The 25536-nt window shown below is 51.5% G+C and carries 20 protein-coding genes; 6 read left to right on the top strand and 14 right to left on the bottom strand.

Annotated features, from left to right (window positions below; genetic code table 11):
- The 10 genes from ACOQPU_RS27305 to ACOQPU_RS27260 form a co-directional block, all read right to left on the bottom strand.
- Complete coding sequence (locus tag ACOQPU_RS27305; RefSeq protein WP_420642989.1) at positions 1–1515, bottom strand: ArnT family glycosyltransferase; 1515 nt, start codon at positions 1513–1515, stop codon at positions 1–3.
- Complete coding sequence (locus tag ACOQPU_RS27300) at positions 1508–3202, bottom strand: hypothetical protein (protein WP_420642988.1); 1695 nt, start codon at positions 3200–3202, stop codon at positions 1508–1510. The genes ACOQPU_RS27305 and ACOQPU_RS27300 overlap by 8 nt, the downstream gene beginning before the upstream one ends.
- Positions 3186–4385 carry a glycosyltransferase 87 family protein gene (locus ACOQPU_RS27295; RefSeq protein ID WP_420642987.1) on the bottom strand — a complete coding sequence of 400 codons (1200 nt, stop codon included), beginning with the start codon at positions 4383–4385 and terminating at the stop codon, positions 3186–3188. The genes ACOQPU_RS27300 and ACOQPU_RS27295 overlap by 17 nt, the downstream gene beginning before the upstream one ends.
- Positions 4386–4706: 321 nt before the next feature.
- Positions 4707–5351, bottom strand: a complete 645-nt coding sequence (locus tag ACOQPU_RS27290; RefSeq protein WP_420642986.1) for a CpsD/CapB family tyrosine-protein kinase — start codon at positions 5349–5351, stop codon at positions 4707–4709.
- A gap of 94 nt (positions 5352–5445) precedes the next feature.
- Positions 5446–6096 (bottom strand): YveK family protein, encoded by a 651-nt coding sequence (locus ACOQPU_RS27285; protein ID WP_420642985.1) that lies wholly within the window; start codon positions 6094–6096, stop codon positions 5446–5448.
- A gap of 36 nt (positions 6097–6132) precedes the next feature.
- Complete coding sequence (locus ACOQPU_RS27280; protein WP_420642984.1) at positions 6133–6810, bottom strand: hypothetical protein; 678 nt, start codon at positions 6808–6810, stop codon at positions 6133–6135.
- 69 nt (positions 6811–6879) lie between these two features.
- Complete coding sequence (locus tag ACOQPU_RS27275) at positions 6880–7980, bottom strand: glycosyltransferase (protein WP_420642983.1); 1101 nt, start codon at positions 7978–7980, stop codon at positions 6880–6882.
- 5 nt (positions 7981–7985) lie between these two features.
- Positions 7986–8660 (bottom strand): PspA/IM30 family protein, encoded by a 675-nt coding sequence (locus ACOQPU_RS27270; protein WP_420642982.1) that lies wholly within the window; start codon positions 8658–8660, stop codon positions 7986–7988.
- A 239-nt stretch (positions 8661–8899) separates the two neighbouring features.
- Entirely contained in the window at positions 8900–9139 is a 240-nt protein-coding gene (locus tag ACOQPU_RS27265) for a PspC domain-containing protein (protein WP_420642981.1), read from the bottom strand.
- Positions 9140–9231: 92 nt separating this feature from the next.
- On the bottom strand, positions 9232–9738 hold the full coding sequence (locus ACOQPU_RS27260) for a LiaI-LiaF-like domain-containing protein (protein ID WP_420642980.1): 507 nt from the start codon (positions 9736–9738) through the stop codon (positions 9232–9234).
- A gap of 413 nt (positions 9739–10151) precedes the next feature.
- On the opposite strand from ACOQPU_RS27260, the gene ACOQPU_RS27255 reads away from it, so the two are divergent.
- Positions 10152–11156 carry a D-2-hydroxyacid dehydrogenase gene (locus ACOQPU_RS27255; protein ID WP_420642979.1) on the top strand — a complete coding sequence of 335 codons (1005 nt, stop codon included), beginning with the start codon at positions 10152–10154 and terminating at the stop codon, positions 11154–11156.
- A 151-nt stretch (positions 11157–11307) separates the two neighbouring features.
- On the opposite strand, the gene ACOQPU_RS27250 is transcribed toward ACOQPU_RS27255, so the two are convergent.
- Together ACOQPU_RS27250 and ACOQPU_RS27245 are read right to left on the bottom strand one after the other, a co-directional pair.
- Positions 11308–13071: a hypothetical protein gene (locus tag ACOQPU_RS27250; RefSeq protein ID WP_420642978.1), complete on the bottom strand. Its 1764-nt coding sequence runs from the start codon at positions 13069–13071 to the stop codon at positions 11308–11310.
- A 704-nt stretch (positions 13072–13775) separates the two neighbouring features.
- Positions 13776–14594, bottom strand: a complete 819-nt coding sequence (locus tag ACOQPU_RS27245; RefSeq protein ID WP_420642977.1) for a class I SAM-dependent methyltransferase — start codon at positions 14592–14594, stop codon at positions 13776–13778.
- Positions 14595–14636: 42 nt separating this feature from the next.
- Here ACOQPU_RS27245 and ACOQPU_RS27240 point away from each other — a divergent pair, with 42 nt between their 5' ends.
- On the top strand, positions 14637–15245 hold the full coding sequence (locus ACOQPU_RS27240) for a class I SAM-dependent methyltransferase (RefSeq protein WP_420642976.1): 609 nt from the start codon (positions 14637–14639) through the stop codon (positions 15243–15245).
- On the opposite strand, the gene ACOQPU_RS27235 is transcribed toward ACOQPU_RS27240, so the two are convergent.
- A complete protein-coding gene (locus ACOQPU_RS27235; protein WP_420642975.1) occupies positions 15242–15784 on the bottom strand; it encodes a hypothetical protein in 543 nt (180 codons plus the stop codon). The two genes, ACOQPU_RS27240 and ACOQPU_RS27235, sit on opposite strands and share 4 nt — an antisense overlap.
- Positions 15785–15880: 96 nt before the next feature.
- Positions 15881–17923, bottom strand: coding sequence for a DsbA family protein (locus ACOQPU_RS27230; protein ID WP_420642974.1), 2043 nt, complete (start codon positions 17921–17923; stop codon positions 15881–15883).
- A 283-nt stretch (positions 17924–18206) separates the two neighbouring features.
- On the opposite strand from ACOQPU_RS27230, the gene ACOQPU_RS27225 reads away from it, so the two are divergent.
- The 4 genes from ACOQPU_RS27225 to mfd all read left to right on the top strand — a co-directional run bounded on the left by ACOQPU_RS27225 (position 18207) and on the right by mfd (position 25527).
- Positions 18207–18971 (top strand): hypothetical protein, encoded by a 765-nt coding sequence (locus ACOQPU_RS27225; RefSeq protein WP_420642973.1) that lies wholly within the window; start codon positions 18207–18209, stop codon positions 18969–18971.
- Positions 18972–19014: 43 nt separating this feature from the next.
- Positions 19015–21003 carry an ABC transporter substrate-binding protein gene (locus ACOQPU_RS27220; RefSeq protein WP_420642972.1) on the top strand — a complete coding sequence of 663 codons (1989 nt, stop codon included), beginning with the start codon at positions 19015–19017 and terminating at the stop codon, positions 21001–21003.
- Between the two features lie 186 nt (positions 21004–21189).
- Positions 21190–21840: an aminoacyl-tRNA hydrolase gene (gene pth, locus ACOQPU_RS27215; protein ID WP_420642971.1), complete on the top strand. Its 651-nt coding sequence runs from the start codon at positions 21190–21192 to the stop codon at positions 21838–21840.
- Positions 21841–21912: 72 nt separating this feature from the next.
- Entirely contained in the window at positions 21913–25527 is a 3615-nt protein-coding gene (mfd, locus tag ACOQPU_RS27210; protein WP_420642970.1) for a transcription-repair coupling factor, read from the top strand.
- Positions 25528–25536: the final 9 nt, after the last annotated feature.

Below are 25536 nucleotides of genomic sequence, written 5' to 3'. Positions count from 1 at the left end.
TTATCGTCTTTGATAAATCTCTATCTGTTGATCCTGTCTATTAAATGTGTCAATTAGCTGATACTTTTCGTTTAGATGCGCTTGAAAAAGGTCGAAGTCTACAAGGTGGATGAGGTGGGGTTCACCTCCATCTACGTGAACTAAAACTAACTCCGTTTGAGTTTCCTCCATACGTTCAATTAGCAACTCTCCGGTGATAATGCCAGCCACAATGCGGCCCTCCGCAATGATTGAGGCTTCGTAAATAGACGGCCGTTTCGCATGAAAATTTAGCCCAGCATAATCGGAAAGAACAACATCGTCGGGCGTGGTGAGTGTTTGTATATATTTGGCCAGTGCAATCGTGTCTTGTTCTTGACCAAAGTGCCCTGCTATGCGCGGAAAAGTTAAATATCCTGAAAAGCCAATCACCATCAGAATGACAAGGTACTTAATGACCGTTACCTGCCGATGTTCTTCAAGCTTGTTAAAAAAACCTTGAAGCTGTAAAGCTAAAAGCAAGGCAAAAATTGGCGTGAGGAAGATGTAGTATCGAGGATAAATTGGCCGCGTCATGAGAACAAAAATTGCAGGCGCAAGAATTTGGGTATAAAAGAGTGCTTTTTCAGGAACATGAATTGTTTTTTCGCCTGAACGCCTGTTCATCAAGGCTAGGAAAATGATAAAAATTATTATGAAGTTGTAAAGAATAAACCCCAAATATTCAGTAATTGCTGTGGCAATTTGTTCCCAAAGTGTTTTTTCTTGCCCTATGCTGAGATGTTGATTAAATACTTCCTGGTAATAAAAACCGAGTTTACCGTATAAAATAAAAGATAAACCCCCGCTAATCAATAAAAATGGAATGGCAAACGTGATGCCGTCCCGCAGGTGATTTTGCCATTCCTTGGGATATTTAATAAATTGGTAGCTGAAGAAGAAAACGAGACCAACGACGGGGAAAAGGCCAAATAGTTTCATCAGCACAGCGATGCCGTAAGCTGCACCAGCAGCCCCCCAGTACGGCCGTTTCCCCAGCTTCACCGCCAACAGCACAAATCCCAAGCCAAACATCTCCCAGGCAAACATCATTGGGTCTGGTCGATACATCCGTGCTTGTTGGAGAACGAGACCGCTTATTAACGTGATGCCGACTGTCAAAACGGCCGTTGGCACATCCCACAACCGCTTAACAACCAATCCCAAGAAGATGGCACCTGCCAAAACCTGAATGGCCGAGGCCAGCCGAACGTACCGAACGGCCGTTGCCGAATCCTCTGAAAGCCTCAACAAGGATTGGCCAATTGTGAGGAAAAGCGGCTGTTGTTCAGCGATAAAATCCACGCCCGGTTGGTTGCCTATGGACAGTTGCCAAGCCTCATATAGATCGGTGCCTTCATCATCATGAATAAGCCAGCCAGAGATGTTGAATAGGTACAGTCCCGCAAAAACAGCAACAATAATTGCAAAAAACCAGGTTAGCTCTTTTTGAAATTTGCTCGACGGGTTCAATTGGGGTTGGTCTTGATTATTCATCAACGAATCCTGTGCTGTAAGCAAGTAAAGACGCATCTTCAAAAACCAATGGCAGGGGCAAATAGTCACGCCACAAATCTACGTCATCGATCAATTGCTTATCAATGATGAGGAAACCAATTTGATTTGCGGTTAGCTGTTGAATGGCGGTTTCTGGATCGTCGGGCAAATCAACCGGATCAAGATCAACCGCGCCAGCTCGCAAAAGTGGATTTGCTTCGATGAATTGCTGGTTAGCGTCGCTACTGCGAGCAACCATGCCGTTGACGATGGGATGCTGATGGTATGTTTGGTAATACATGTAGCGTTTATCTTCCTGGCGGCCCGTTGGCAAGGTAGCAAGTGTAATGTCGTCAGGAATATCTTTTAAGTAATCTGTGTAAAAAGCGGAAATTTGGCTTGGCCTATGTGGAAAGGGCACGGCCGTATAATCCACAAATATTGCCAGACCAATCAAAATAAAAGCAACTGTAGTGATGGCACGCGGTTTTTTAAGCTGTTGTCTGAATCCAATCCAACCGTAAGCGACAACCATCGCCCAACCCATCGTGAAAAGAATCATCATTCGGTACATTTGGCGCAAAACGGGCGCTACTGGTAGCGTCCAGGGCAGCGTGATTTTTAGGCTAATGCCGACAAACGCTGGAATAGGGCCAATTGCAAACAAAAAAATTACAAGCAGCAAAATAAACCATAACCGAGATCTTTGCCTTTGATTATTGAGCGCGATCATTGCCAAGTAGAATGGGGCTATACCTAAATACATGCCCCGTTTTACCCAAGTTTCAATAATATACGGGGGCAGAAATCCTGAATCGGCGCTTCTTTGCAGCCACCAGGTTGGCAAAAACACCGAAATAATGTCGGTACCTATTGATTGATTTGGATCGAGAAGGTATGCATTGCCATTTGTGGTTGAAAAAGCCGATTGAATTTGTGGCCAAACAAGTGGCAAAATAAGCAATCCACTTAGCCCAGCAAATGAGAACAAGATTCGGAGAGAGGGGCGTGGGTACGCTTTCGCCACCCACAAATAAACTGTCAATATCCCCAGCCAAAAAACCATCAAAATAACAAGCACGGTACTGGTAGCTGCCCCCAGAAATACAAAAAAGGCAGCAACAATGGCAAATTTAATGCTGTCTTCCTGGACGGCTCGAATAAAAAACAAGGTGATCCAAGGAAAACACCAAACGCTAACAAAATTGGGGTGTGTACTTTGGTAAAGGTTTTGAGAATTGAAAGCAAATACAATGCCTGCCAGAATGCCAGCCATTGTTGATTTGGTTTGGTGTTTGGCTAAATGGTACATGCTCAGCCCAGCCAGGACATAGTTAAGCAGTACAGTAAGGTTATGAGCAGGTAATTCCCCTAGAAACGGCCGTAAACCTAAGGTCACCAGCGTATTCAAATGACTAAAACTGTGGAAGGTTAAATCGGCCCCTAGTGGCGCAAAAATCATGTCTGTTTGCCACAAAGATGTGTTTGGGTCTGCCAGCGCACGTGCTGTCCACCAGTTGGCCCAGACGCTAATGTAAGCGTCATTGTCATCTCCCACGATGACCCCGTTCAAATCCGTGACAATGTCCCAGGCAGCAATGGTGGTGAGCAGCCCAAAAAGCAGCAGGACCCAAAGCGATTCCCGTCGGCGAAAAATCTCTAAATTCAAATTACGTAGCTGTGTCATGCGCGGCTGGAAATGGTGATTTTATGAGTAAATAGGCGATAAAAAAGACCGCCACAAAAACGGGCACAAAAGCTGTAAGCGTGTCGCTGGCACGGTTTTCAGCTAGCCAAAATGTGCCCCATGGGAGGACAAAAACAGTCAGTAGCCAAACAAGGGCAGCAATCCCCCGTTGCCTGATGGCCAAATAGATGAGAATGCAGGGAATGAGCAGCAGCAAATGTTCGTACACCCAAGCATACGGCGTGGTGAGCAAGGAGGCAATGAGTGCCAGGGGCATCACTTCTGTCTCAGTAAGATTCTCGTTGCGGAAAATGATGAGGCCCAGTACGGCCGTTACCCCTACCACAAAAATCAACCCCAAAATGGCCCACCATTCCGGCAAAATTTCGTAAGCCAGACCCCACACAGTTGGTGTAATTGCCGTGACCTCTGTCTTGCCTGTTACGTTAAGCCATTCAAACAGCCAGCCGGGCAGCACTAGCCAGCTAATTGCGAACATTACCCCGCCACCCATTGCCGTCCCCGCGAGTATACGCCAGCGTCGCCGCCACAGCAGCCACAGCCCAAAGGCGGGGACAAACAACACAAATGCATTGGGTTTAATCACGACAAAAGCGAGGACGATGCCAGCCAGAAATGGCCGTTCCCGCCGCACCAGCCACAAAAACAACGCCAGCAAAAAAAAGAGCAAAAACGTAATTTGCCCATTGTTCATGCTCACCAGCACGGCACGGTAAGTAAAGGTAAACAAAGCGACCAAGGCAAATTCGGCCACAGGCAATGGCTTGGCATAGTAAGCGTTGATCAGCAAAAACATGCCGCCACCCAGCACACAAAGCGAAAAAGCCAGCCATGCAGCAGCCGCCCAGCCTAAATCTAGCGCAGCAAAGGGCAGCACCAGCAGCAACGTCCACAGCGGGAATGGTGCCCGGTCATCGGGCATCCAGGTGCTGCCCAGCTCCGCCCGCAGCGGGTTCCACACGGTCGGATCATAGGGGTCTAGGCCACGCAAAATCGCTTTGCCCCCGGCAAACAGGCTCATGAAGTCCCGGTTGTTGTAGCGTGCTGGCCCAGTAAGCATTTCGTACATTCCCCACGTAAGTAAGCCAAATACAATGATGATAAATAAAACCACCAATCCTTTGTTATGTGGGTTCTTTTTGGGGACTTCTATCGTGGTCATAGCTGTCACTGTAGCGCGAAATTACAGAACGCGGCATAGGTCATTTGGTTGATCAAGGTCAATATTCAGGGCGATGGACACGGTGTGATTGATGATGATTGCTTCAAATATCCTGCCTTACGCATCTGACGGTTAAAATTACTATCCTCAAACATAAATCAGCAAAAATGTAACATACGCTTCCCATAAAATGAAAAATCCCAGGTACTATTGCACCTGGGATTTGTAGAATTGGCCATTTTGGCAAGGCTTGAGTTGAGAGATAACTTGTTTTCACCTTGTCACCCCTTCACCAAGCATTCGTAGAATGCAGTCACCGTGTCAACCATAATACGCTTCCATTGAACTATCTACCGGCGCATTGGTGAGGGTAGCCCCAATGATGTTGACACGCGCTTTCTCCAATATTTCTTTGGCGCGTTCAGCATGATCGCGTCGGGTCTTGCCTGCACTTAGCACCAGCAGTACACCATCTACTTTGGCACCCAAAACGGCCGCATCCGTCACGGCGTTTACTGGTGGGGCATCAAACAAGATGATGTCCACTTTTTCTTGCAGGCGGGCAATGAGCTGATCCACTTGGGGCGTTCCCAGAATATCTGCCGGGTTGGGTGGTTTGGTACCGGAGCTGAGCAGCCACAGATTCTGAACGGCCGTTTCTTGCAGCGTCGGTTCATCGTTTTGCAAAATGGCATCCGTGAAGCCCGGTTCTGCTTTGAGGTTAAATAGTGTGTGCAGAGACGGCCGTCTCAAATCACAATCCACCAGCACCGTTTTACGGCCGCTCTGGGCCATCGTCACGGCCAAATTGGCCACCGTGCTGCTTTTCCCTTCCCCCATCACGGGAGAAGTTACCACCATGGAGCGCAGCGGCGTATCTAAACTGTAAAAGGAAAGGTTCGTCCGCAGTGTGCGGTATGCCTCGCTCAGCGGCGAACGCGGGTTTGTAATTGTTACTAAATCCATAAATCACCAACAAAAATATATTGCGTAGTGCGTATTACGTATTCCAGACTATGCACTAAACACCGATTACTGAACACTGTTCTCTGATTACCGATCACTGCCCCGGAATCCGTCCCACCACCGGAATTTCCAGGTAGCGTTCCACATCTTCGGCGCGGCGCACCACGCCAGATTCTATCCATTCCAGCACAAAAATGATGATAACCCCCAGCAATGCCCCGAAGACGCCGCCTGCGGCCGTATTCACTTCTACGTTCGGGCTAACCCCAACCACCTTCGGATCATCTTGAAACTCGATTGTGATACGGTCTTCTTGCCGATTTTTGTCGTTTTCGGCATCTTGCCACTGGATCATTAAGTTGCCCCAGGTGCGGGCAATGTCGTTGCCCAAATCTGGGTCGGTATTTTCAACATTAATTTGCACGACGAGCCCCAATCGGTCGGAGGCTACCGACACGTCTCCCAGCAGCTCATTTGCTTCCATATCTAGCTGCAAAATGTTGATGACATCTTGCGCCCGGTAGCTGCTGTTGAGCCATTGTTCATAGTTGCCCAAAAGCTCGCGGGCGGCTTGTGATTGCCCAAAATCAGACCGGGCAGGGCGTACTAGCAGTTTCACGCTCGATTCGTAGATGGTGGACTGAAAGCGGCTAAAACCAAATGCTGCTCCGGCCGTCAGAATGGCTAGCAAAATGATAATCCAACCCTTCTGGCGCAAAATTCTAAAATAATCTCTTAATTCCATACCTTCTTCCCGATGGGACTGAAGCCCCAGGCTAACTTATTTTTTCTTAGGGATTTCGCCTAAAATGGCAAACCCCATGGCTTCTGCTTCCTGGCGGCTGCGAAGGGTTGGGTCCAAATACTCCGCCAAAAGTGCCAGCCCTAGGCCAGCAGCAACGCCAATGGCAAGGCGCAGCGGAATATCTAACAGGCTACTGAGGCTGCGCGGCAGGGGAGTCACAACAGGTTCATCTAGCAGGGTGAGCACGGCCGTTTCTCCACCAAGTTGCGGCAAAGCGGTTGCATTTTGCTCACTAAGTACCAAGATGGCCGCGTTCATGATGTGGCTGAGAGTCTCTGCGTTCCCATGCTGAATGGAAAGCTGGAGCTTGCTGCGGACGTTATCTGCCACCACGCTGAAGCTGCCCGGCGGGACTTCGATGCCTTCTTGTGCTAATTGGTTGGAAACGGCCGTCTTAAAATTACCACTCACTGCCCAATCCGTTAGCCCATTCACAATGTATTCAGAGCTAAGCCAGTTGTAGTACCGCTCTTCATCTTCCAAATCAGCACCAGACGTAGGCGATTGAGCCACAAGAAAGTTGACGCCCACGTTGAAGCCGGGTGCAGGGGGAGGCTGGAATGTCACAGCACTGAACAATCCAACCACCAACGGGGGAATCAACACCAGCAGCCACCGCCGCCGAAAAATTGCGAAAAACGTTCGTAATTCCATAAATTACTGTTGCGGTTTGGTGAGAGGGGAATGTAATTGAGTAATTACCCAATTACCTAATTACAAAAATCACCCAACCCGCACCATACCTTCCATCTTCTCCGCTACCAACGCTTGAATCTGAGTCTTGAAATGGGTCACATCATACTGCTTGGCATGGTGGCGAATCTGCTCAGAATCGACGGACGCTGCATCAAACCCTTCAACCGCCTGGATAATAGCAGGTGCTGACTGCTCTGCAAACAAGGTGCCTGTGATTCCTTCGACGATAGTCTCCAGCGCACCACCTGCTGCGTAGGCAATGACCGGCCGTCCCGCTGCCATTGCCTGAATCGGGGCAATGCCAAAATCTTCTTCGCCAGGAAACATGAAGGCGTGGCATTTGGACAGCAGTTGTGGCAGTTCTTCATCTGGCACGTAGCCCAAAAACTGGATGGTGGGACCAGCCAAAGCCTCTAGCCGTGCTCTGTCTCGCCCGGTGCCTGCAATGCGAAGCGGCCGTTTCATTTTGTTAAATGCTTCAATCAGCAAATCAATCCGCCGGTACGGTACCAATCGCCCCACTAGCAAATAATAATCTTCCACATCGCTACATGGTGTAAACCGAGCCGTGTCAACCGGCGGGTAGATGATATCGGATTTCCGTCGATACACTTTTGCGATTCGCCGACGAACTTCCTGCGAAATTGCCACGAAATGATCAACCCGATCCGCCGCCAGCCGATCCCATTGACGCAAATAAGTGAGAAATGGCGGCAGGAAGGTGCGCGTGAACCGACCTAGCTGTTCTTGCTCGGCATATTGCTGGTAACGCCACACATACCGCGTTGGCGTGAGGCAGTAGCAAATATGCACCGTCTCTGGCCCGGTAATAACACCGTGACAAAAGCCACTTTTATTGCTGATGACCAAATCATAACCGCGCAAATCGTGCTGCTCAAATGAAAATGGATAAAGGGGGAAATAAAGTTGCTGCTTGCGGTGAGAAAAAGGCAGCTTGTTGATGAAATTGGTGCGAATGTCCCAATGTTGCCAATGGACAGGCATCCGGTCCGGGGCGTAAAGCGAAGTGAAGATGGGTGCGTCTGGAAACAACTCTACCAACGCTTCCAGCACATCTTCTGCGCCCCCGATTTGGTTCATCCAATCATGGACTAGTGCCACTTTCATGGGATTTAAAGGCCTAGACGGTTCATGCGTTCGGCCAAAGCAGCCTCTACCTCCAGGCTTTGCATGGCGTCGTCAAGCTGGTTATCCAGACTGCTGGCCTGCACTTCCCAGGCCGCGTCGGCGTGGTCCAAGCGGCTGCGAATATTTTCGGCAGCTGTGGCTACTTCGTTGTCTCCCTCGCTCATTAATGAATCCAGCGAACGCATCGCCTTAGCGGACATTTCTTTTGATTTGGCTAGTTGCAGCAAAAATCCAAGCTCCTGGCGTTCTTGTTTGGCAATCGCCAGCCGCCCCTCCAGCTTCACCTTTACATCATCCAATTTTTCTAAAGCAGAAACTTGCTTTGCCAAGGAGGCATCGTACGTTTTTATCAATTCCATGGCCGACATGAATTGCTTTTGCGTCACCATCGCTTCGGTACGCTTGCCCTGTTGCAAAAAGGCATCAACGGCCAGATCAAACTTGGCTGCTTCGTTTGCTAACCCTTCGCGGCGGCGGCGAGAGGATTTTACCTGGGCAAACATGGGGGCGATGGTTTGCTTGAATTCATCAAGCTCGCGTTCCGCCTGGCGAATATACTCATCATAAACGGCGAGATCGCTTTTTTGTAGGGCTTTGTCGGCTGCATCATGCAGCTTTGCCCGAAATAAGGTTTTGAATTTTTGTAGTAATGAGGCCATGCGGCGATTATAATAAACCGCACAAAGATTTCAAAACAAGGCAACGCCCATTTGGTGCGGTTTACTCAACTGATCGGCTGAAATATTGCCAAAATTTTTCGAAGACTTCTTGCCGATTACAATACAGAATGAGGAGTGGGTGAGGCAAGAAAAAACGGCCGTTTCCACACAGATTCAAGGGAAACGGCCGTTTTAGAGGGTTGTCTGGTGTCAGGAAATGAGAAACCAGACGGACTCAGCTAGTTGATGACAATTTCTTCTTCATCAAAAGCATTTGCTTTGGCAACTGGCTCTTCATCAGTGGGCATTAATACCCACAGAATCAGGTAAGCCAATACGCCACCCCCGTTGCCTAATGCTAACAAGACAAATACTAAGCGTACAATAACGGGGTCGATGTTCAGATAGTTGGCGATACCACTGCACACACCACCGAGCATCTCATCTTGCGAATTACGAACTAAACGTTTGTTACTCATTTCTAAATACCTCCACACAGTTGTGATTGTTTACAAAATTGTTTGAAAACTTTATGCACACTTATACGTGAAAGCGATTAAAAGGTTTCAGCTTAATTTTTGCTTGTTGAGCGGCGCGGGAGCAATTGCCACAATCCTACGGCGATAAGCAAGACGGGCCAATACCGACCAATCTCCCCTAACCCATTAAAAAACGCACCAAAAATGGCAAACATGACTGCGCTGATGACAATGAGTCGGCTCCCTTCTCGCCAGGATTTCCGCCTTTCATGGCCCAGCGTGCCAGCGATGAGTAAGCCAATACCCACAAAGCCAGGAATGAGTGTCCAAATGTATGACCAGCTAGCCCAGCTGTTGGTTAGATTTTGCACATACAAGATGCCACCGATGCCGCTGATAATGCTGCCGGGAATGGCAAGCTCCGGTGTGCCAAAAAGTGCGCTAAGCAAAAGTAAAGCACCTACAGCTACAATAATCAGTGGCCATTGAAGACTCATGTCAAAGCTGGGTGCAATTCCTGGAAAGAGTTGCGCTAGCAAAAAAAGGATGCCAACGATAATGAGAATCGTGCCAATGACAATAGAACTTTGCTTGTGCATAAAATGTACCTCCGGTGCGGGCGCGTACACGGAAATTGGGGAATAAAAGTGCCCCGCCTTTTTATTGGATGTCTTAGCGGCGGCAAGGACACATTTTCCTATGATTGATGGTGCGCTTCTGCCTTCTTGTTTCCTCTACTTAGCCAATACGCAAAGCAGCAACTATCGTCGCGCCGTGTTTCCAACTGGCGGCATTTAGCCTGCGATTGTCCTGGTCGGCTGCTGCCTGAGTATAACGGATGATGGGATTGTGTTACACTAACGGCCGTATGTAAAAGCCAAGAACTATCTTGAATGAGATTGAGCGCAATTTTGGCTTTCACTTGAGCAAACTACAGAGCAATCGCTCATCGTTTTTCAAGATATTTTCTGTGGTTTGCATACGCCGAAACAAAACAAGCTCAAAAAATGTTATGAATAAATTATTATTAACTGCTCCTTTTCCGTCCCATTTGGTAGATAAGATTCGTGCTGTGTCCCCCAATTTGGACATCGAACAACGCACCTTGCCAAACGGCCGTTGGCCAGAAGATTGGACCACAGATGCCGAAATTTACTACGCTTACGGCAAAGTGCCACCGCTAGCGCTAGCACCCAATTTGCAATGGGTGCAAACCCATTACGCTGGTGTTGATTCATTAGAAAGTAGCGAGCTGTGGGACAGCCGTATCCTGATCACAACCGCCAGCGGCGTACACGCAGCGAATATGGCGCAATACGCCCTCACCCAGATATTGGCGTGGGCGCATCGCGTGCCAAACTGGTTTAAATACAAGCAAACCCAATATTGGACAGACAATCGCTGGAACACCTTTGTGCCGCAAGAATTAAATGGCAAAACGCTGGGCATTGTGGGCTATGGTAGCATTGGTCGGGAACTTGCCCGGCTGGCCAAGCCATTTGGTCTAAAAATATTGGTGACGAAGCAAAATGCCAGGCAGTTGGTAGATACAGGCTACATATTTCCTGGTCAGGGAGACCCTGACGGCGAATTGCCGGATCGAATTTATCCCAGCCAAGCCACCCGCTCAATGGTTGCAGAGTGCGATTTTGTTGTGATTACCCTCCCGCTTACCGAGCAAACGCACCACCTCTTTGATGAGGAGCTGCTCAAAGCAATGAAAGCAACGGCCTTTTTAGTCAATGTGGGGCGCGGTGCCATCATCAAAGAAAGCGATTTGGTTCGAGGATTGAAAAAAGGATGGCTTGCCGGGGCTGGGTTGGACGTTTTTGAACAGGAACCATTGCCAGAAGAGAGTCCGCTTTGGGAAATGGAAAATGTAATCATGACACCCCACATTAGCGGATTCACCCCCCATTATGACGAACGGGCTATCGGCATTTTTGCTGAAAATCTGCGCCGCTATCTGGCTGGAGAGCCACTGCTCAATCAAGTCGATCGCGATAAAGGATATTGATTGGCGGCAACTGAGTTAGCAGCAGACCACTTTTGGTAAATTCGCGTCCAACGGAATGAATAGAGCCCCGGTTTTGCCGAGGCTCTAATTGATCATTGCTGCTTTTTAGAATGGTTTGACTTGTTAAGCAAAGCCATTCTTGTGCCTTTTGTTAGTTTGGGAACTTGAGCCAGCGTTCGCCTGCTGGAATCAGCGGGGTGCCGCCGCTCTGGATGGGCGTACCGTCTACACTGAGGGCATCCCAGCCATCCCGTTCCGTGCTGCCGCGATAAGCCGCTTTACAGGCTGTTTGGCCTTGGCCACAATTGTTTACAGGGAATTGCTCAAACCGCGTTGGTACACAGTCCAAACCTGGGCCACTGCACCCTTCAACAATGTCGCCGTAGCGGTTGGTGTAGCCGTGGAAGGTGAACGCACCGTTACGTGCGCCATCTTCGTCGTACTGGCTACCGTCCATGACGCTGGGTACGGCAATCCAGGCGCGGAAGAGTGCTTGAGCAGTGTTGTCATTGCCGCCTGGGTTGGTTTGCGGGTTGCAATTGAACAGCATGGTTTCTGGGTCCACACACCAGAAATGCGTTTGCCGTTCTTGGTGCGGAATGCTGGCGTTGGCCGGGTTGGTCATGCCCACTGATTCACCTTGCAGCATATGCAAGCCGTAGCCAACCATGATGCGCTGTTCGCAATTGGGGTCACCGTTCAGACAGTTAAACACGTTGCCTTCAGATTGCCAGGAATCCAGGCTGTTTGGATTGCCGTTAGGATGGATGCGGTAAGGTGCTGCCTCCGGCGGACCAAATTGATCGAAGCTACCAAACAGCGGGTTGTCGGTGGGCAATGGTTGCAAGATGCCTCGTTCTGGCCAATTCAGACGGCCGAAATCAAGCCAGCCACCGCCAGAGCCAAAACCACAGCCAGCAAACTCTGCCGGGAATTGATTGATGTTGTCGCGGGTAAGTGCATAGAATTGACCATTGATGGTACGGCCGTATGCACCCACGGTGCCATTAAACTGCATTCTGGCTGCCCCATCTGGCGTACAGGCAATACCTTCTGTGTACACGCTGTGGAAGCGCGTCAAAGCGCCCATTTCCCCACCGATTTGGTGCGTTTGCACCCGGAAAGAGTCAAAACATTGGCTGCCCAGGATGAGCGATTGGTCACAGATTTCCAGCCCGTTGGTAATGTGATGCCAGGCGTACCCTTCATGCTTGCCATCATTTTCCAGGGTTGCCCCAGGTCCGAGTGCTTCAAAGTTTTCGCCTGCACCAGAATACGTCTGCCAGGGGTAAGAAAGCTCACCGCCTGCTAGCGTGTAATACTCCGTACCAAAGATATGATCTACCTCGTGCGGGTCTTGCTTGTGTTCATGATCCCAATGGCAGCCATGCTCATAATTCCAGATACCGTGCCAGGCGCGGTTGTCATGAGCGACGCCAATATCTTCACAAGCTGGGGCACCAGCAAAAGGTTGAATATTGCCACCAGGCGGAGGTGGGGGCGATGTTGGTTGTTGTGGTGGGGTCGTAGGTTGTGGCGGCGGATTTGTTGGTTGCGGTGGTGGATTGGTCGGTTGCGGTGGCGGGTTAGTTGGTTGTGGTGGTGGGTTCGTTGGTTGCGGCGGCGGATTGGTTGCCTGCGGATTGTCGTTAGACCCATTACAAATAACGTTGACAGCGTTGCGGGAGAGTCGTTGCACCTGAACGCCGCGACCATCACAAGCGATCTCAGCATTGTCGCCACCCAACAAGCTGACGTTAAATGATTGTGCCCAGGCAGAAACGGCCACGATGAGTACAGTGAAAAAGATAATGCCAATCACCATTAGTCGCGTTTTGGATTTTAGCCCAGATATTTTTGCTTTTTCGGCTCCCGGAACAGGTCGCCGTTCTTGCGAGATTTTTTGCTTATTCATGCTCTGCTCCATTTGGATCCCAGCAAACGCCAGGACGTTGTTCTTTCATCTGATGAGCCTATTTACAAGTGGCAGAAATTTCTTGGCGATGTGTACTCTATTTTTCTGCGGTCTGCTTATTAGTCAATCAGATAGTTAGATGTGTCACTTCCTCTTCTTATTTGCTTATTTTGTTTTGGATGGTAGCCTCCTAAGCTTCTTCACGACTTTATGGGGCTACCATCCTGCTTCCTAGTACTTCATACTTCTTCACTTGTATTTTGTCTGCTTCTTCACTTCTTCGAGCTTTGTTGAAGCCCATTTGGTAAGCTGCATACATTGCAGTTTGCCCAGGTTTATTTGTCTTGCATCACCTCCGTACTTAGATTTGCGCGCGTGACAATTTTATTTCTGTGTTTAATGGATTGGTTGCATGTAGCTGCGTTATGTCAAATCCGCGTGCAGGTATGCTGGCACTATAGCGATGCCCCAAAATGAGGTGAATAGGAAAAAAAGCATAGTACGGCCGTCCTAGATGGGCGCACATGCAGTTAAATTTGCGGATATTTTGCTGGTATTGGGGTCAAAACGGGGACATTTAAGGCATTTTTGGGCAGAATCGACCGTACAGATAAAGAATGACAATAAATCTTACGAAGTTGTTTGTTTACGCTTTCTTCACGGAGCGTAGGGTCGTTCTTATCTGCGATTTATGTTGCAGAGCGTCAAAATTCCAGGGTAAACGATAGCTGTTGGGCTTCAGCGGGTGTGGGCTTCTGGGCGCGAATGCAGTACGAGAGTCCCCCCAGGTTTTTGTGGCTGCGCACGCGATACCCAGCCTGTTCCAGCCGTTTATGCCAATAATCGGCCGTGGGCAGGCTAAAACCTGTTACTCCACGAATGAGCCAGTTGGTTTGGCTGCGAACAGATTCTGCCAACAGCAGTTGCCCGCGTGGTTTCAGAATACGAAACGCTTCTTGCAGCAGCGTCATGCGGTCACCCTCCTGCCAAAATTCGCCGGCGACATGACAAAGCATGATGGTGTTGATGCTTTCATCTGGTAAGGGAAGTAGGCCCAGATTGCCTTCGCGCCAGCTTAAGCGGGGATCATTGGGGGGCGGTGGCTGTTGGGCGCGCCAGCGCACCAACCACGGGCTGACAGTCCATTGCGGGTTATAAATATCAATCACGATTATCCGGCCAGTGGTGAGCCGGCGAGATAGTCCGATGGCAGGGGTTTGCAAGCCTAAATCGACGTAGGCGAACCGTTCAGTGGCTGGGAGTTGGCCCATGTCGAAGAGTACATGGTGGGGGGTAATACCGTCAAAGTCGTACCGTTGGCGCGCTTCCCAGATGCCCGTGGCAATAAAGTAGATTAGAATGAGCAAAACGGCCGTTGTCATGGGAATGAATGACAGCCAACCGCGCATAGCACTCACTCCAATGACGATGAGTGCCACCACAATGCCTAAATAAAGCAGCACAAACCGAGGCCAGTTGGCAAAAATATAGGTGCGGGTTCCACTAAAACGGCCGTTATTCATAAGCAAACAAGTATACCCAATATCCGATTGAAGGATGAAAAAATGGATCAAGCAGAGCAGGAATCAGAAAGGTTAACGCGGTTTACAGAACGGTACACAAGCGGCGAGGTGCCGTGGGATGATGTGCTGCCCCCACCTGAGGTTCAGGAACTGGTGTCCACCTTACCGCCGGGGCGGGCACTGGATTTGGGATGTGGTTACGGCCGTACCGCCATTTATCTGGCTCAGCATGGCTGGCAAGTAGAGGGTATTGACTTCGTGCCGCAAGCTATCGAAGAGGCAAATAGACGGGCAGCAGCGCAAGGCGTGGCTGGGCAGATTCAGTTTCATGTGGCATCGGTGGCGGATTTAGGTTTTTTGAACGGCCGCTACGACCTAGCTATCGACATTGGCTGTATGCACTCACTTAGCCTGGAATTGCAAACAGCTTACCGTGACGAGCTGCTGCGCTTGCTACAACCCGCAGCAGCGTACTTGTTATTTGCCCGTTTACAACATCCAGATGAAGAGCCATCAGACGGCCATCGTGGGATAGATGAAAGTGAGCTAAAACGGCTGTTTACACCGTTCAAGCTACAAAAAAGCGAGATTGGCGTTACTGAAGGGGCCGATTACAAATGGCAGTCTGGCTGGTTTTGGTATGTGCGTTAAATTGGTTCATGGCGGCGGGGCCACCAGGTGAGCAAGGTGCTGCCATCTGTGAAGCCAAGCGGCACAAAGGCACCCAGAAACAGCACGAGGAAGTTTTCCCAAAAGGCAAATGAGGCAAGCGCGGAAGCGACGGTACGTTTTGCTGGTATGACGAGTAGCAAAATTCCGGCAATAATGGCGAGCAGCAAGCTGGCAATGGGGCCACCCAGCGCGCGCTGAATGTGAATTGTGGCATGAACCGGGGGTTCATCTTTAGGGTACACGCTGGTCATAAGCACATACCAGCTTATGATCTTTTGCATGGGGTAGCCCGTGCGGCGGGCGGCCAGAGCATGGCCTAGATGGTGACCGAGATCGCTGAGCCAATGCAGCAGCACGGCCGTTCCTCCCACAATCACCGCCTGACCCAGCGAAAAGTTTAACCAGATTACGGCCGTTACCGAAAAAATCAACCAAAGCAACCCAGAAAGCAGCAAAGAATTGAGCCGAAACCAAACCTCAACTCCAATTATTTTGCCGATCTGCCACCGCTTTTTCATTTACTCTCCAACTTTCTGCTCTGAACCAAACTTTGAAAGTCTTGTAAACCAGTTGGCTTACACCAGAAGTAGCCTAGACTTTTGAAGTTTACACGCTTATTCCCCAACTTCTTCCATAAGGAAGACAATAGCATCCACAAACGTGCCGTAAGGTTGCGCCCCAGATAAGAAATACCCGTTGAGGAAGAACGCTGGCGTGCCGCTCACGCCCAGGTTAAACCCTTCATCTAAATCGGCATAAATTTCGGCATCGTAGGTGGCATTCGCCACACAGGTGGCAAACTGTTCTTCGTCCAATCCCATTTCGGCGGCGTACTGGTTGAAGAAGGCTTCCGGGTTGGGACGGCCGTTCCACTCATCCTGGTTGCTAAAAAGCGCACCGTGCATGTCCAGGTACGCGCCCTGGTCGCCAGCACAGCGAGCAGCGTTGGCGGCCAGCACTGCGTCGGGGTGAATTTGCGTGAGCGGGAAATCCTTGAACACGTAATAAACCAGACCGGCGTCGATGTAATCCTCTTTTAGCTGCAAAAAGGTTTGCTCGTAATGACGGCTGCAAAACGGGCATTGGAAATCGGTGTACTCAATGATGGTGACGGGCGCATTGGGGTCGCCAACGGCATGGGCACCCTCAATGGAAATTTCGACAGGCTGTGCGGGTGGCTGGGGTTGGGCTTCTTGCGTAGCTTGGGCCTGCGCCTGGGCGTATGCTTGCTGCATTTGGGCTTCTAGCGTAGCTTCCAGTTCGCCATTCTCAATCAGTTCGGCCACGCCATCAAAGACATCATACGGCTGTGCGCCGCGCAGTGGGTAGCCATTCATGTAGAAAGTGGGGGTGCTGCTGACGCCCAGGGCAAAGGACTCTTGCTGGTTGGCCAGCACGCGCTCGCGCTGCTCACCTAGCTCAATGCAGCTTACCAAAGCGTCGCTGTCTAGCCCAATATCCTTGGCTAAATCGACGAAAACGTTGGTTGCGGCCGTTTCGCCACTGCCGCCCCATAGTGCCTGGTTGGCAAAAACAGCATCGTGCATCTCTTTGTATGCTTCTTGTTCTCCAGCGCAGCGAACGGCCGTTGCCGCCACAATCGCCTCTGCATGAATATTATCGAGCGGTAAATCCTTAATGGCGTAAAACACACGGCCGCTTTCGATCATTTCTGTGAAAACGGTGGGGAACGTTTCCATGGCGTATTGCTGGCAGAAGGGACATTGGTAATCAGTAAACTCCACAATTTGCACAGGCGCATCAGGATTACCCGCCGACCAGGCTACAGTTTCCGGCTCTACCGGGATAGGCACAGGCGTGGGGATAGCGAATTCAGGTTGCAGTTCGTTCTCAGTTGGGGCTTCAACAATGCTTTCACCACTTAGCACCAGGGCAATCGCTTCATTAAAGGTAGCAAGCGGTTGTGCCCCAATAAAAGGCTGATCGTTGATGAAAAAGCTGGGCGTACTGCTAACGCCACGCGACAGGCCAACATCATAATCTGCCCGAACGTTAGATATATATTTGTCACTTTCCAGGCAGTTGGTAAAGCTGTCCATCTGTAAATCCAGCGTTTCGCCGTAGCCAGTAAAGACGACGTTGGCCTGGTTGTGGCTCCACTCGCTGATGTTGGCAAAGAGCAGATCGTGCATTTCCCAGTAGGCCACTGCGCTTTGCTCCCCAGCGCAGCGGGCAGCGTTGGCGGCTGCTTCTGCCTGCGGGTGGATGTTCAGTGGGAAATCGTAGAAAACGAGCAGAACGTCGCCATTGGCAATTTGGTTACTATTGATGGACGGAAACGTTTGCTCTGAAAAACGGCCGCAAAATGGACATTGAAAATCGGAAAACTCTTCAATGATGACGGGGGCGTTGGGATTGCCGCGATACGGCCGTCCTTCTTCTGTAAAGCCCACTTCAATGCCGTCGGCATCATATTCAACTGAGTCTGCAACGACGTTGATGGCTGGATTGTTGTTGGCAACGGCCGTTTCCCCATCTGCGTCAGCAGATTGCAGCAGGGAGCTACCGTCGCGCGGCAGCAATTCGTTCGCTGCGGTACCGTCGGTGGTGATTGGATTGGCATCAGCCGCGCCGCAGGCAGCCAACAGCAAAATGAGGGCCAACAGCCACCAATTTTTCTTTGTTGAAAAAAACATTAAGCAAAACTCCGTCGTGTAAATCACAAAAACTATTTTCTTGAAAATTGAGCCACGAAATTGTGATTTACTTAAGTAAAAGCGGGAGGGACGGTTTCGCTTATTTCAAACTACTTTCCCGCTTTTACACAATTCGTCTTAACTTTTAGGATGTGCTAGACTTTTATGTTTGTTTTAACCTTTTCATGAAATGGTCAACTATTCGTATCTTAAACGAAAAAGGGACAAGCTACCACAGACTGCCCAGCTTTATTGGTGGACATTAACATTTGTCTGTCTATGCTTGGTGCTGAACGCAACGGCCGTATCTGCCCAAACGTCCAGCGGCATCACCCAACCAGCCGACGGCGACACTATTACAGGCGTTATCGACGTGGTGGGCACGGCTGTTCATCCAGACTATTTGCGCTATGAACTGGCTTTTCGGCAGCAGGACGTGGCTGGGGCTGAATGGATTGTGTTTGCCGAGGGTAGCCAGCAGGTGATGGATAATGTGCTGGCCGTCTGGAACACCACCGTTGGCCGCGAGATCGGCGCACCCGTCTTCCCAGACGGCCGTTACCAGCTTCGCCTGCGCGTGGTAAAAACTGATTTCAACTACGATGAATTTTTCGTCACCGATTTGACCATTCAAAATGATGGGCCAACGCCCACGCCAACACCGGATGAAACGGCCGTTGCCCTCACGGCAACCGCTGCCGCCATTCCCGTACAACCGACCAGCAGCAATGAAAGTGGCTCTCAGGGCGAGAGCAGTTTCCAACAACCGACCTCGCTGCCTTCGTTGACGCCATTCCCTACGCCCACGCCACCACCCACGGTGGTCGGGGAAACCGCTGCCGCTGCCCAAAGCAGTGGCGACGAGAGCGAGGGCGGGCTGCTGGGGCAGTTAGAAGCGGTGGAAACGGATCGTGTGGGGAATGCGTTTTGGCTGGGAATGCGCATAACGGCCGTTTTGTTTCTGGCCGGGCTGCTTTACTTGCTGGTTCGCTGGGGAGGCCGCCGCCTGTGGCATATTTATTGGACAAACAGAGGGAGTAATAACTGAACGCGTGAAGCAAACAATATTGATTTCCTTTCTTATTTTGATCATGATAGCGATAGTTGCTTGCCGGGAAGAGCCTTTGCCAACGCCTGCGGCAACCGTAAACGTGGCAGCAGTAGGGGACGATGATAATATCGAAGTTGCCCCAGCCGATACGGCCGTTCCCCAAGCAACGTCTGAAGCTGAATTCACACCGACAGGGCCGCCCACACCTGGGCCACCAACGCCCACGCCGCCGCCGCCCAAGCCAATGACCATTTGCCTGGGCGCAGAGCCAACCAGCTTGTTTCTTTACGGGGATGACAGTTTGGCGGCAACGGCCGTACGCCATGCCCTCTACGAAAATCTGTTTACTACCCTCAATTACGATTATCAGCCGCAGGGGCTGCAAAAGCTGCCCAGCCTGGATGAAGGGGATGCCCGCATTGGTTTGGTGGAGGTAAGGGAAGGGGATTTGATCGTCAATTCTGCCGGAAACGTTGTCTTTTTGGTGCCGGGCGTGCAGTTCGTGCGGGGGGATGGCGAATTTATTACCTTCGACCGCAGCCTGACGGCCGATGGCGCAGAACCGCTGCTGATGCAGCAAATGTCTGTTAATTTTACCTTTAAGCCCATGATCTGGTCGGATGGAACGGCCGTAACTGCGACTGATTCCGTGTTTAGCTACCAAATCGCGGCCAGCCCAGACGTTCCCGGTGACCACAGCAAAATTGAACGCACCGCTAGCTATGAAGCGACGGGCGATCTGGCGGTAACCTGGACGGGATTACCTGGCTTTCTTGATCCCGAATATTTCACCAACGTCTGGACACCGCTGCCGCAGCACCAGTTGGGCGAGTTTGCCGCTGCCGATTTAGTCAGCGGTTCTGGTTCTTTGCCAAATCCGGTGAGCAACGGGCCATTTGTTTTTAGCGATTGGCTTGCTGGCGAGGCGATTACTTTGCGCCAAAATCCAAATTATTACCGAGCAGATGAAGGGCTGCCGCACATCACCGAGCTGACGATGCGCTTTGATTTGGCGGGGGAAACGGCCGTTAACCAAATTGCGGCTGGTTGTGATGTTGTGACCCACGACGGCATCAGCCTAAGCCAGATGCCAGAGGTGCTGGCAGCGGCTGAGGCAGGTGATTTGCTGGCGTCGTTCGTCTCCAACAATATTTTTGAGCATATCGACTTCGGCATTAACTCTTGGGAAAATTATGGGGATGGCAACCGCAACGGCCGTCCCGACTGGTTTGAAGACGTGCGTGTGCGCCGAGCCATCACCCTCTGCACCAATCGGCAGCAGCTAGTGGATGAGATTACCTTTGGTCAATCCCGCATTTTGCACGCCTACATCCCTGACGACCATCCGCTCTACCCAGCCGAGGCCCAAGCGTGGGATTACGATCCTGCGGCAGGGAACAGCCTTCTGGATGAAATTGGCCTGGAAGACACCGACGGCGACGGCTTCCGCGAGCTAGTTGAGCGCGATCTCAGCTTTTCGATTGTGGCCACCACCACGATGAGCATTACCCTCGGCACCAACAGCGAAAGCGAGATTCGCTTGCGGATTAACGAACTGGTCGCCGCGAACCTGGCAGAATGTGGCATTCAGGTGAATACGTACGATGTGATTGCTGAAGAATGGTTTGAGGACGGGCCGTTTAGCCCGCTGTTTGGCCGTCGCTTCGACCTGGCAACTTTTGCCTGGCGCACCGGCATTGCCCCCCCTTGTGGCCTGTACCTGAGCAGTAACGTCACCGGGCCGGAGGAGCGCGGTTTTGGCGGTTGGGGCAACATCAATGCCACTGGCTGGATTGATGAAGACTTTGACGCGGCTTGCAGTGCGGCACGGACCTCGCTGCCCGGCACGCCGGAATACACAGAACAACATTTAGAGGCTGCTCAGATTTTCACAGAGCAGTTGCCGATCATTCCGCTGTTTCATTATTTGAAAACGGCCGTAACCCAACCCACTGTTCTCAACTTCCAGCCAGACGCTTCCCAGCCATCCGAACTTTGGAATTTGGCGGAGCTTGACATCGAGGAGTAGTTGGTGCAAGTTACTTTTTGAGTTTCTTGGTAAGGATGCTTCGTTTCACTCAGCCTGACGAGGGTAAATTGTTGCTAAAAAACAAGTTTCGCAAAGCAAAAAAAGCTGCGATTGTCATTTTGAGCACAGCGAAAAATCCCGCTCAACTTGATTGCGAAGCTGCCGTAGATTAAGGATATTAGTAACGTGCGCTTCTTACGCAAACTGCTTCGTCGCCGGACTGAACCGGCAAATGACTTTAATGAAATGAACGACACAGAACGATTTTTGATCGTTGGCCTGGGCAATCCCGGTCGCAAATACCGAGGTAATCGGCATAACATTGGCTTTATGGCTGTCGATGCGTTGGCGGCTGCCCACAACATCCAAAGCAGCAAGGTGCAAAATAAGGCGATTGTGGGCAACGGCCGTATCCAAAACAAGCCCATCATCATCGCCAAGCCGCAAACCTACATGAACAGCAGCGGCGACGCCGTCGGCCCGCTGGCCCGCTACTACAAAGTGCCGCCGGAAAACGTGCTGGTCGTTTATGATGAGCTGGATTTACCCTTTGGCACCATCCGCCTGCGCGAAAAAGGTGGGGCTGGTGGCCACAACGGCATGAAGTCCATTATCAATCATTTGGGGCAGGAATTTCCGCGCGTGCGGTTAGGGATTGACCGACCACCGGGGCAAATGCCCGTGCCTGCCTACGTGCTGCAAGATTTTCACAAAGACGATTTGCCACTGCTCGACGACGTATTGGCTGAGGCCGTCCGCGCCATCGAAACCTATCTGCGTGACGGCATTCAGCTAGCCATGTCGCGCCACAATGGTTCCCTTGTAAATGAAGAATGATGATTTTAGTGGCTAGTTGTTGGTCGCTAGTAACAACCACCTACTACCTACTAACAACTATTAACTACTACCATGACTGTTTCTGGACTCCTCAACATCTTTAACGACCTGCCCGCTTTCGGCAAACTTGTGGCGGAACTGGACGAGAAAAAGTCGGTTCCCGCGTTGACCTTGCCAACGAGCGCGCGCACGGCCGTTCTTGCCCAACTTTATCTACAAAGAAACGTCCCCGTTTTGCTGATTACCGGCAAAGTGGAGTCTGCCGCCGCCTGGATTCAAGCATTGGAGACATGGTTGCCCCCTGGCGACGTGATGCGCCGCTTGCCAGAACCCACACCACTGCCAAACGATCGCGGCCCGTGGAGCGAACGCTGTCGCGCGGATCGGCTCACCGTTCTGACCAGATTGATGGCCGGGCAGCATCCACAGATGCCCGCTTTGGATTTGCCGCCGCTTATCGTCACGTCGGCACGGGCTTTCCTGCAAAAAACGCTGCCCAAGCGTCGCTTCATGACCAGCACGCGCGTCCTGCGTGTGGGTCAGATTATTGATCTGGAAAAAATAACGGCCAACTGGCTGGGCATTGGGTATGAAGAGGTAAGCGTCGTAGAAGCCGCCGGGCAGTTCAGCCGGCGCGGGGGCATCATCGACATCTTCCCCATCGCCACCCTACACCCGGTGCGAATTGAGCTGTTTGGTGATGAGATCGATACGATGCGGACCTTCGACCCAGCAACACAGCGTTCCATTGAGGTAAATGGCAGTGCCAAGACAGATATGATGATTGTGCCGCCAACACGGGAAGCCTTGCCCAGCGTCGCTGCTGAGTTTGCCCTGTCTTTGGCAGATGAAGTTAAATCGGACACGGAAGGTGCCAGCTTGCCCTCCTGGCGAGATGATGTGCCTGATTTGCAGGGTGGCAAAGCCTTCCCCAACCTGGAATATTATTTGCCGCTGCTTTACCCACAACCGGCCAGCCTGCTGGACTATTTGCCTAATGATGCCCTAGTGGTGGTGGATGATTGGCGTGAATTGGCTACGGCCGTTGCTGAACTTCAGCAACACGCCGACCAGATTGCCAATGAGCAGGTTAGCTTGCCGCCTAATTACCAAAGCCCACTATTTGCCTGGGAGCAAATCAGGGATGTGCTGAACTGGTGGCAGCCGCTTATTTTGGGAGATGGGGAAGGAGAAGATGAGCCGGAACGGCCGTATCTCGATCTTGCCTCTTCGTTTGAACCGGGGCCGCGCTATGGCGGGCAGGTACGGCCGTTGCTCACCCAGCTCAAATCGGCCCAGCAAGAAGGAGATCGGGTGGTGGTGCTTAGCCAGCAAGCCGCACGTTTGCAAGACCTCTGGCGCGAAGAACTCCGCGACATCCCTCCAGAAAGCCTCATTCTCCGTGGTGGCTTGAAAAGCGATGCCAACGGCGGCGAACTATCACCGGGTCACCCAAACCAATCACTATCCACGCTACCACAACCCGGCAGCCTCACCTTTATCCAAGGCGCACTGCCTGAAGGCTTTGTGCTGGTGCGGCGCGAAGATGATGAAATTTTGCTCGATTTGCTCACCGACGCCGAGATTTTTGGCTGGAACCGCCCCGCGCCCCGCCGCTGGCGGTCGCCGCGCCCCATCGCCCCGGAAGCCCGCTTTGCCGATATCACGGCTGGCGATTATGTGGTGCATTTGGAGTATGGGATCGGCCGTTTTGCTGGCTTGGTAAGCCGCAACATTGGTGGTATGCAGCGGGAATATTTGCTCATGGAGTACGCTAATGGCGACACGCTCTATGTGCCCGCCCACCACGCCGACCGCCTAAGCAAATGGGTAGGCTCTGACGAACGGCCGCCTACCATGCATCGCCTCGGTGAACGCTCCTGGACGCAGGCCAAAGCCAAAGCGCAAAAAGCGGCTGATGAGTTGGCCGATGATTTGCTCGATTTGTATGCCACCCGCGAGACCATCGCTGGACATGCTTTTTCTCCAGACAGTGAATGGCAGGCAGAGCTAGAAGCCAGCTTCCCTTACCGTGAAACGGAAGACCAACTGCGCGTCATTACCGAGGTCAAAACGGATATGGAGCAGCCCCAGCCAATGGACCGTCTGGTTTGTGGCGATGTGGGGTATGGCAAAACAGAGGTGGCTTTGCGGGCGGCGTTCAAGGCGGTGATGGATAGCAAGCAGGTGGCGATTTTGGTGCCAACGACTGTCTTGGCGCAGCAGCATTACAATACGTTTTATGAGCGATTACGGCCGTTTCCCGTCACCGTACAAATGCTCTCCCGTTTTCGCACCCATGCTCAGCAGCAGCGGATTGTGAAGCAATTGCGAAACGGTCGTATCGACATCATCATTGGCACCCACCGCCTGTTGTCTGACGACATCTCGTTTAAGGATTTGGGGCTGGTGATTGTAGATGAGGAGCAGCGTTTTGGCGTCGCTCATAAAGAAAAGCTCAAACAATGGCGTACCGAAGTAGATGTGTTGACAATGACCGCGACCCCCATCCCGCGTACGCTTTACATGAGCCTCACCGGAGTGCGTAATATCAGCATCATTGACACGGCACCAGCCGAGCGACTGCCCGTACAAACATACGTTGGTGCCTTCGACGAGACGCGCCTCAAGCGTGCCCTCCAGCGTGAACTGGACCGGGGTGGACAGGTGTTCCTGGTTCACAATCGCGTCCAAACCATCGACATCATTCACAAGCAAATTGAGCGGCTGGTGCCAGAGGCGCGGGTAGCCATCGGCCACGGTCAGATGAGCGAGCGGCAGCTAGAGCGCATCATGACCGACTTTGATGAGGGCAAAATTGACGTATTGATTAGCACCACCATCATCGAAAGCGGGCTGGATATCCCCAATGCCAACACCCTTATCGTTGATAGAGCCGATCGGTTTGGCCTGGCGCAAATGTACCAACTGCGCGGGCGGGTTGGGCGCGGTGCCAAACGGGCTTACGCTTATTTTTTCCACGCACCTTGGCGCACGCTCAATGAGGATGCACGCCTGCGCCTGGAAACCATTGCTGAACAAACGGATTTGGGGGCCGGTTACCAAATTGCCTTGCGGGACATGGAAATTCGGGGTGCAGGTGATTTGCTGGGTGGCGCACAAAGTGGGCACATTTCGGCCGTCGGCTTTGATCTGTACACTAAATTGCTGGCAAATGCGGTGAAACGTCGTAAGGCAGAGCGCAAAGGTGAGGTTTTGCCTGCCGAACTGCCAGAAGCAACGCTCATCGATGTGCCGTTGGCAGCCTACGTACCGCCCGATTACGTGCCAGACCCGGCTCTGCGGTTGCGGCTCTACCGCCGCATGGCCATGCTGGGCGATCTGGTTGAAATTGATGAGATGGCCGAAGAGTTAGCGGATCGCTTTGGCCCCATTCCTGATCCGGTGCATCATTTGCTGTACCAACTGCGGATTAAGGTTTTGGCAGAGCGGGCACAGGTAACGGCCGTTACCACCGAAGCAGGCCAAATCAAAATCCGCCTGCTCGATTTGGAAGGCATTGATCGCTTCCGCCTGCAACGCTTCCTGGGCGAAGCGGTGCGCGTCAGCCGCAAAGCCATCTGGATGCCCCGCGACCTGAGTACGAAGGAGTGGCAGGTGACGCTGGTGCAGGTTTTGGAGCGGCTGGCCTCGTTTGAGCGGGATAAAATGAAGTTGTCATCATAATTGCTCACT

It is taken from the genome of Candidatus Leptofilum sp. (assembly GCF_965223285.1).
In the GTDB taxonomy this organism is placed as follows: Bacteria; Chloroflexota; Anaerolineae; order Promineifilales; family Promineifilaceae; genus Leptofilum.
The sequence above is the reverse complement of the archived record's forward strand: the minus strand, read 5'-3'. Positions and strand labels throughout refer to the sequence as shown.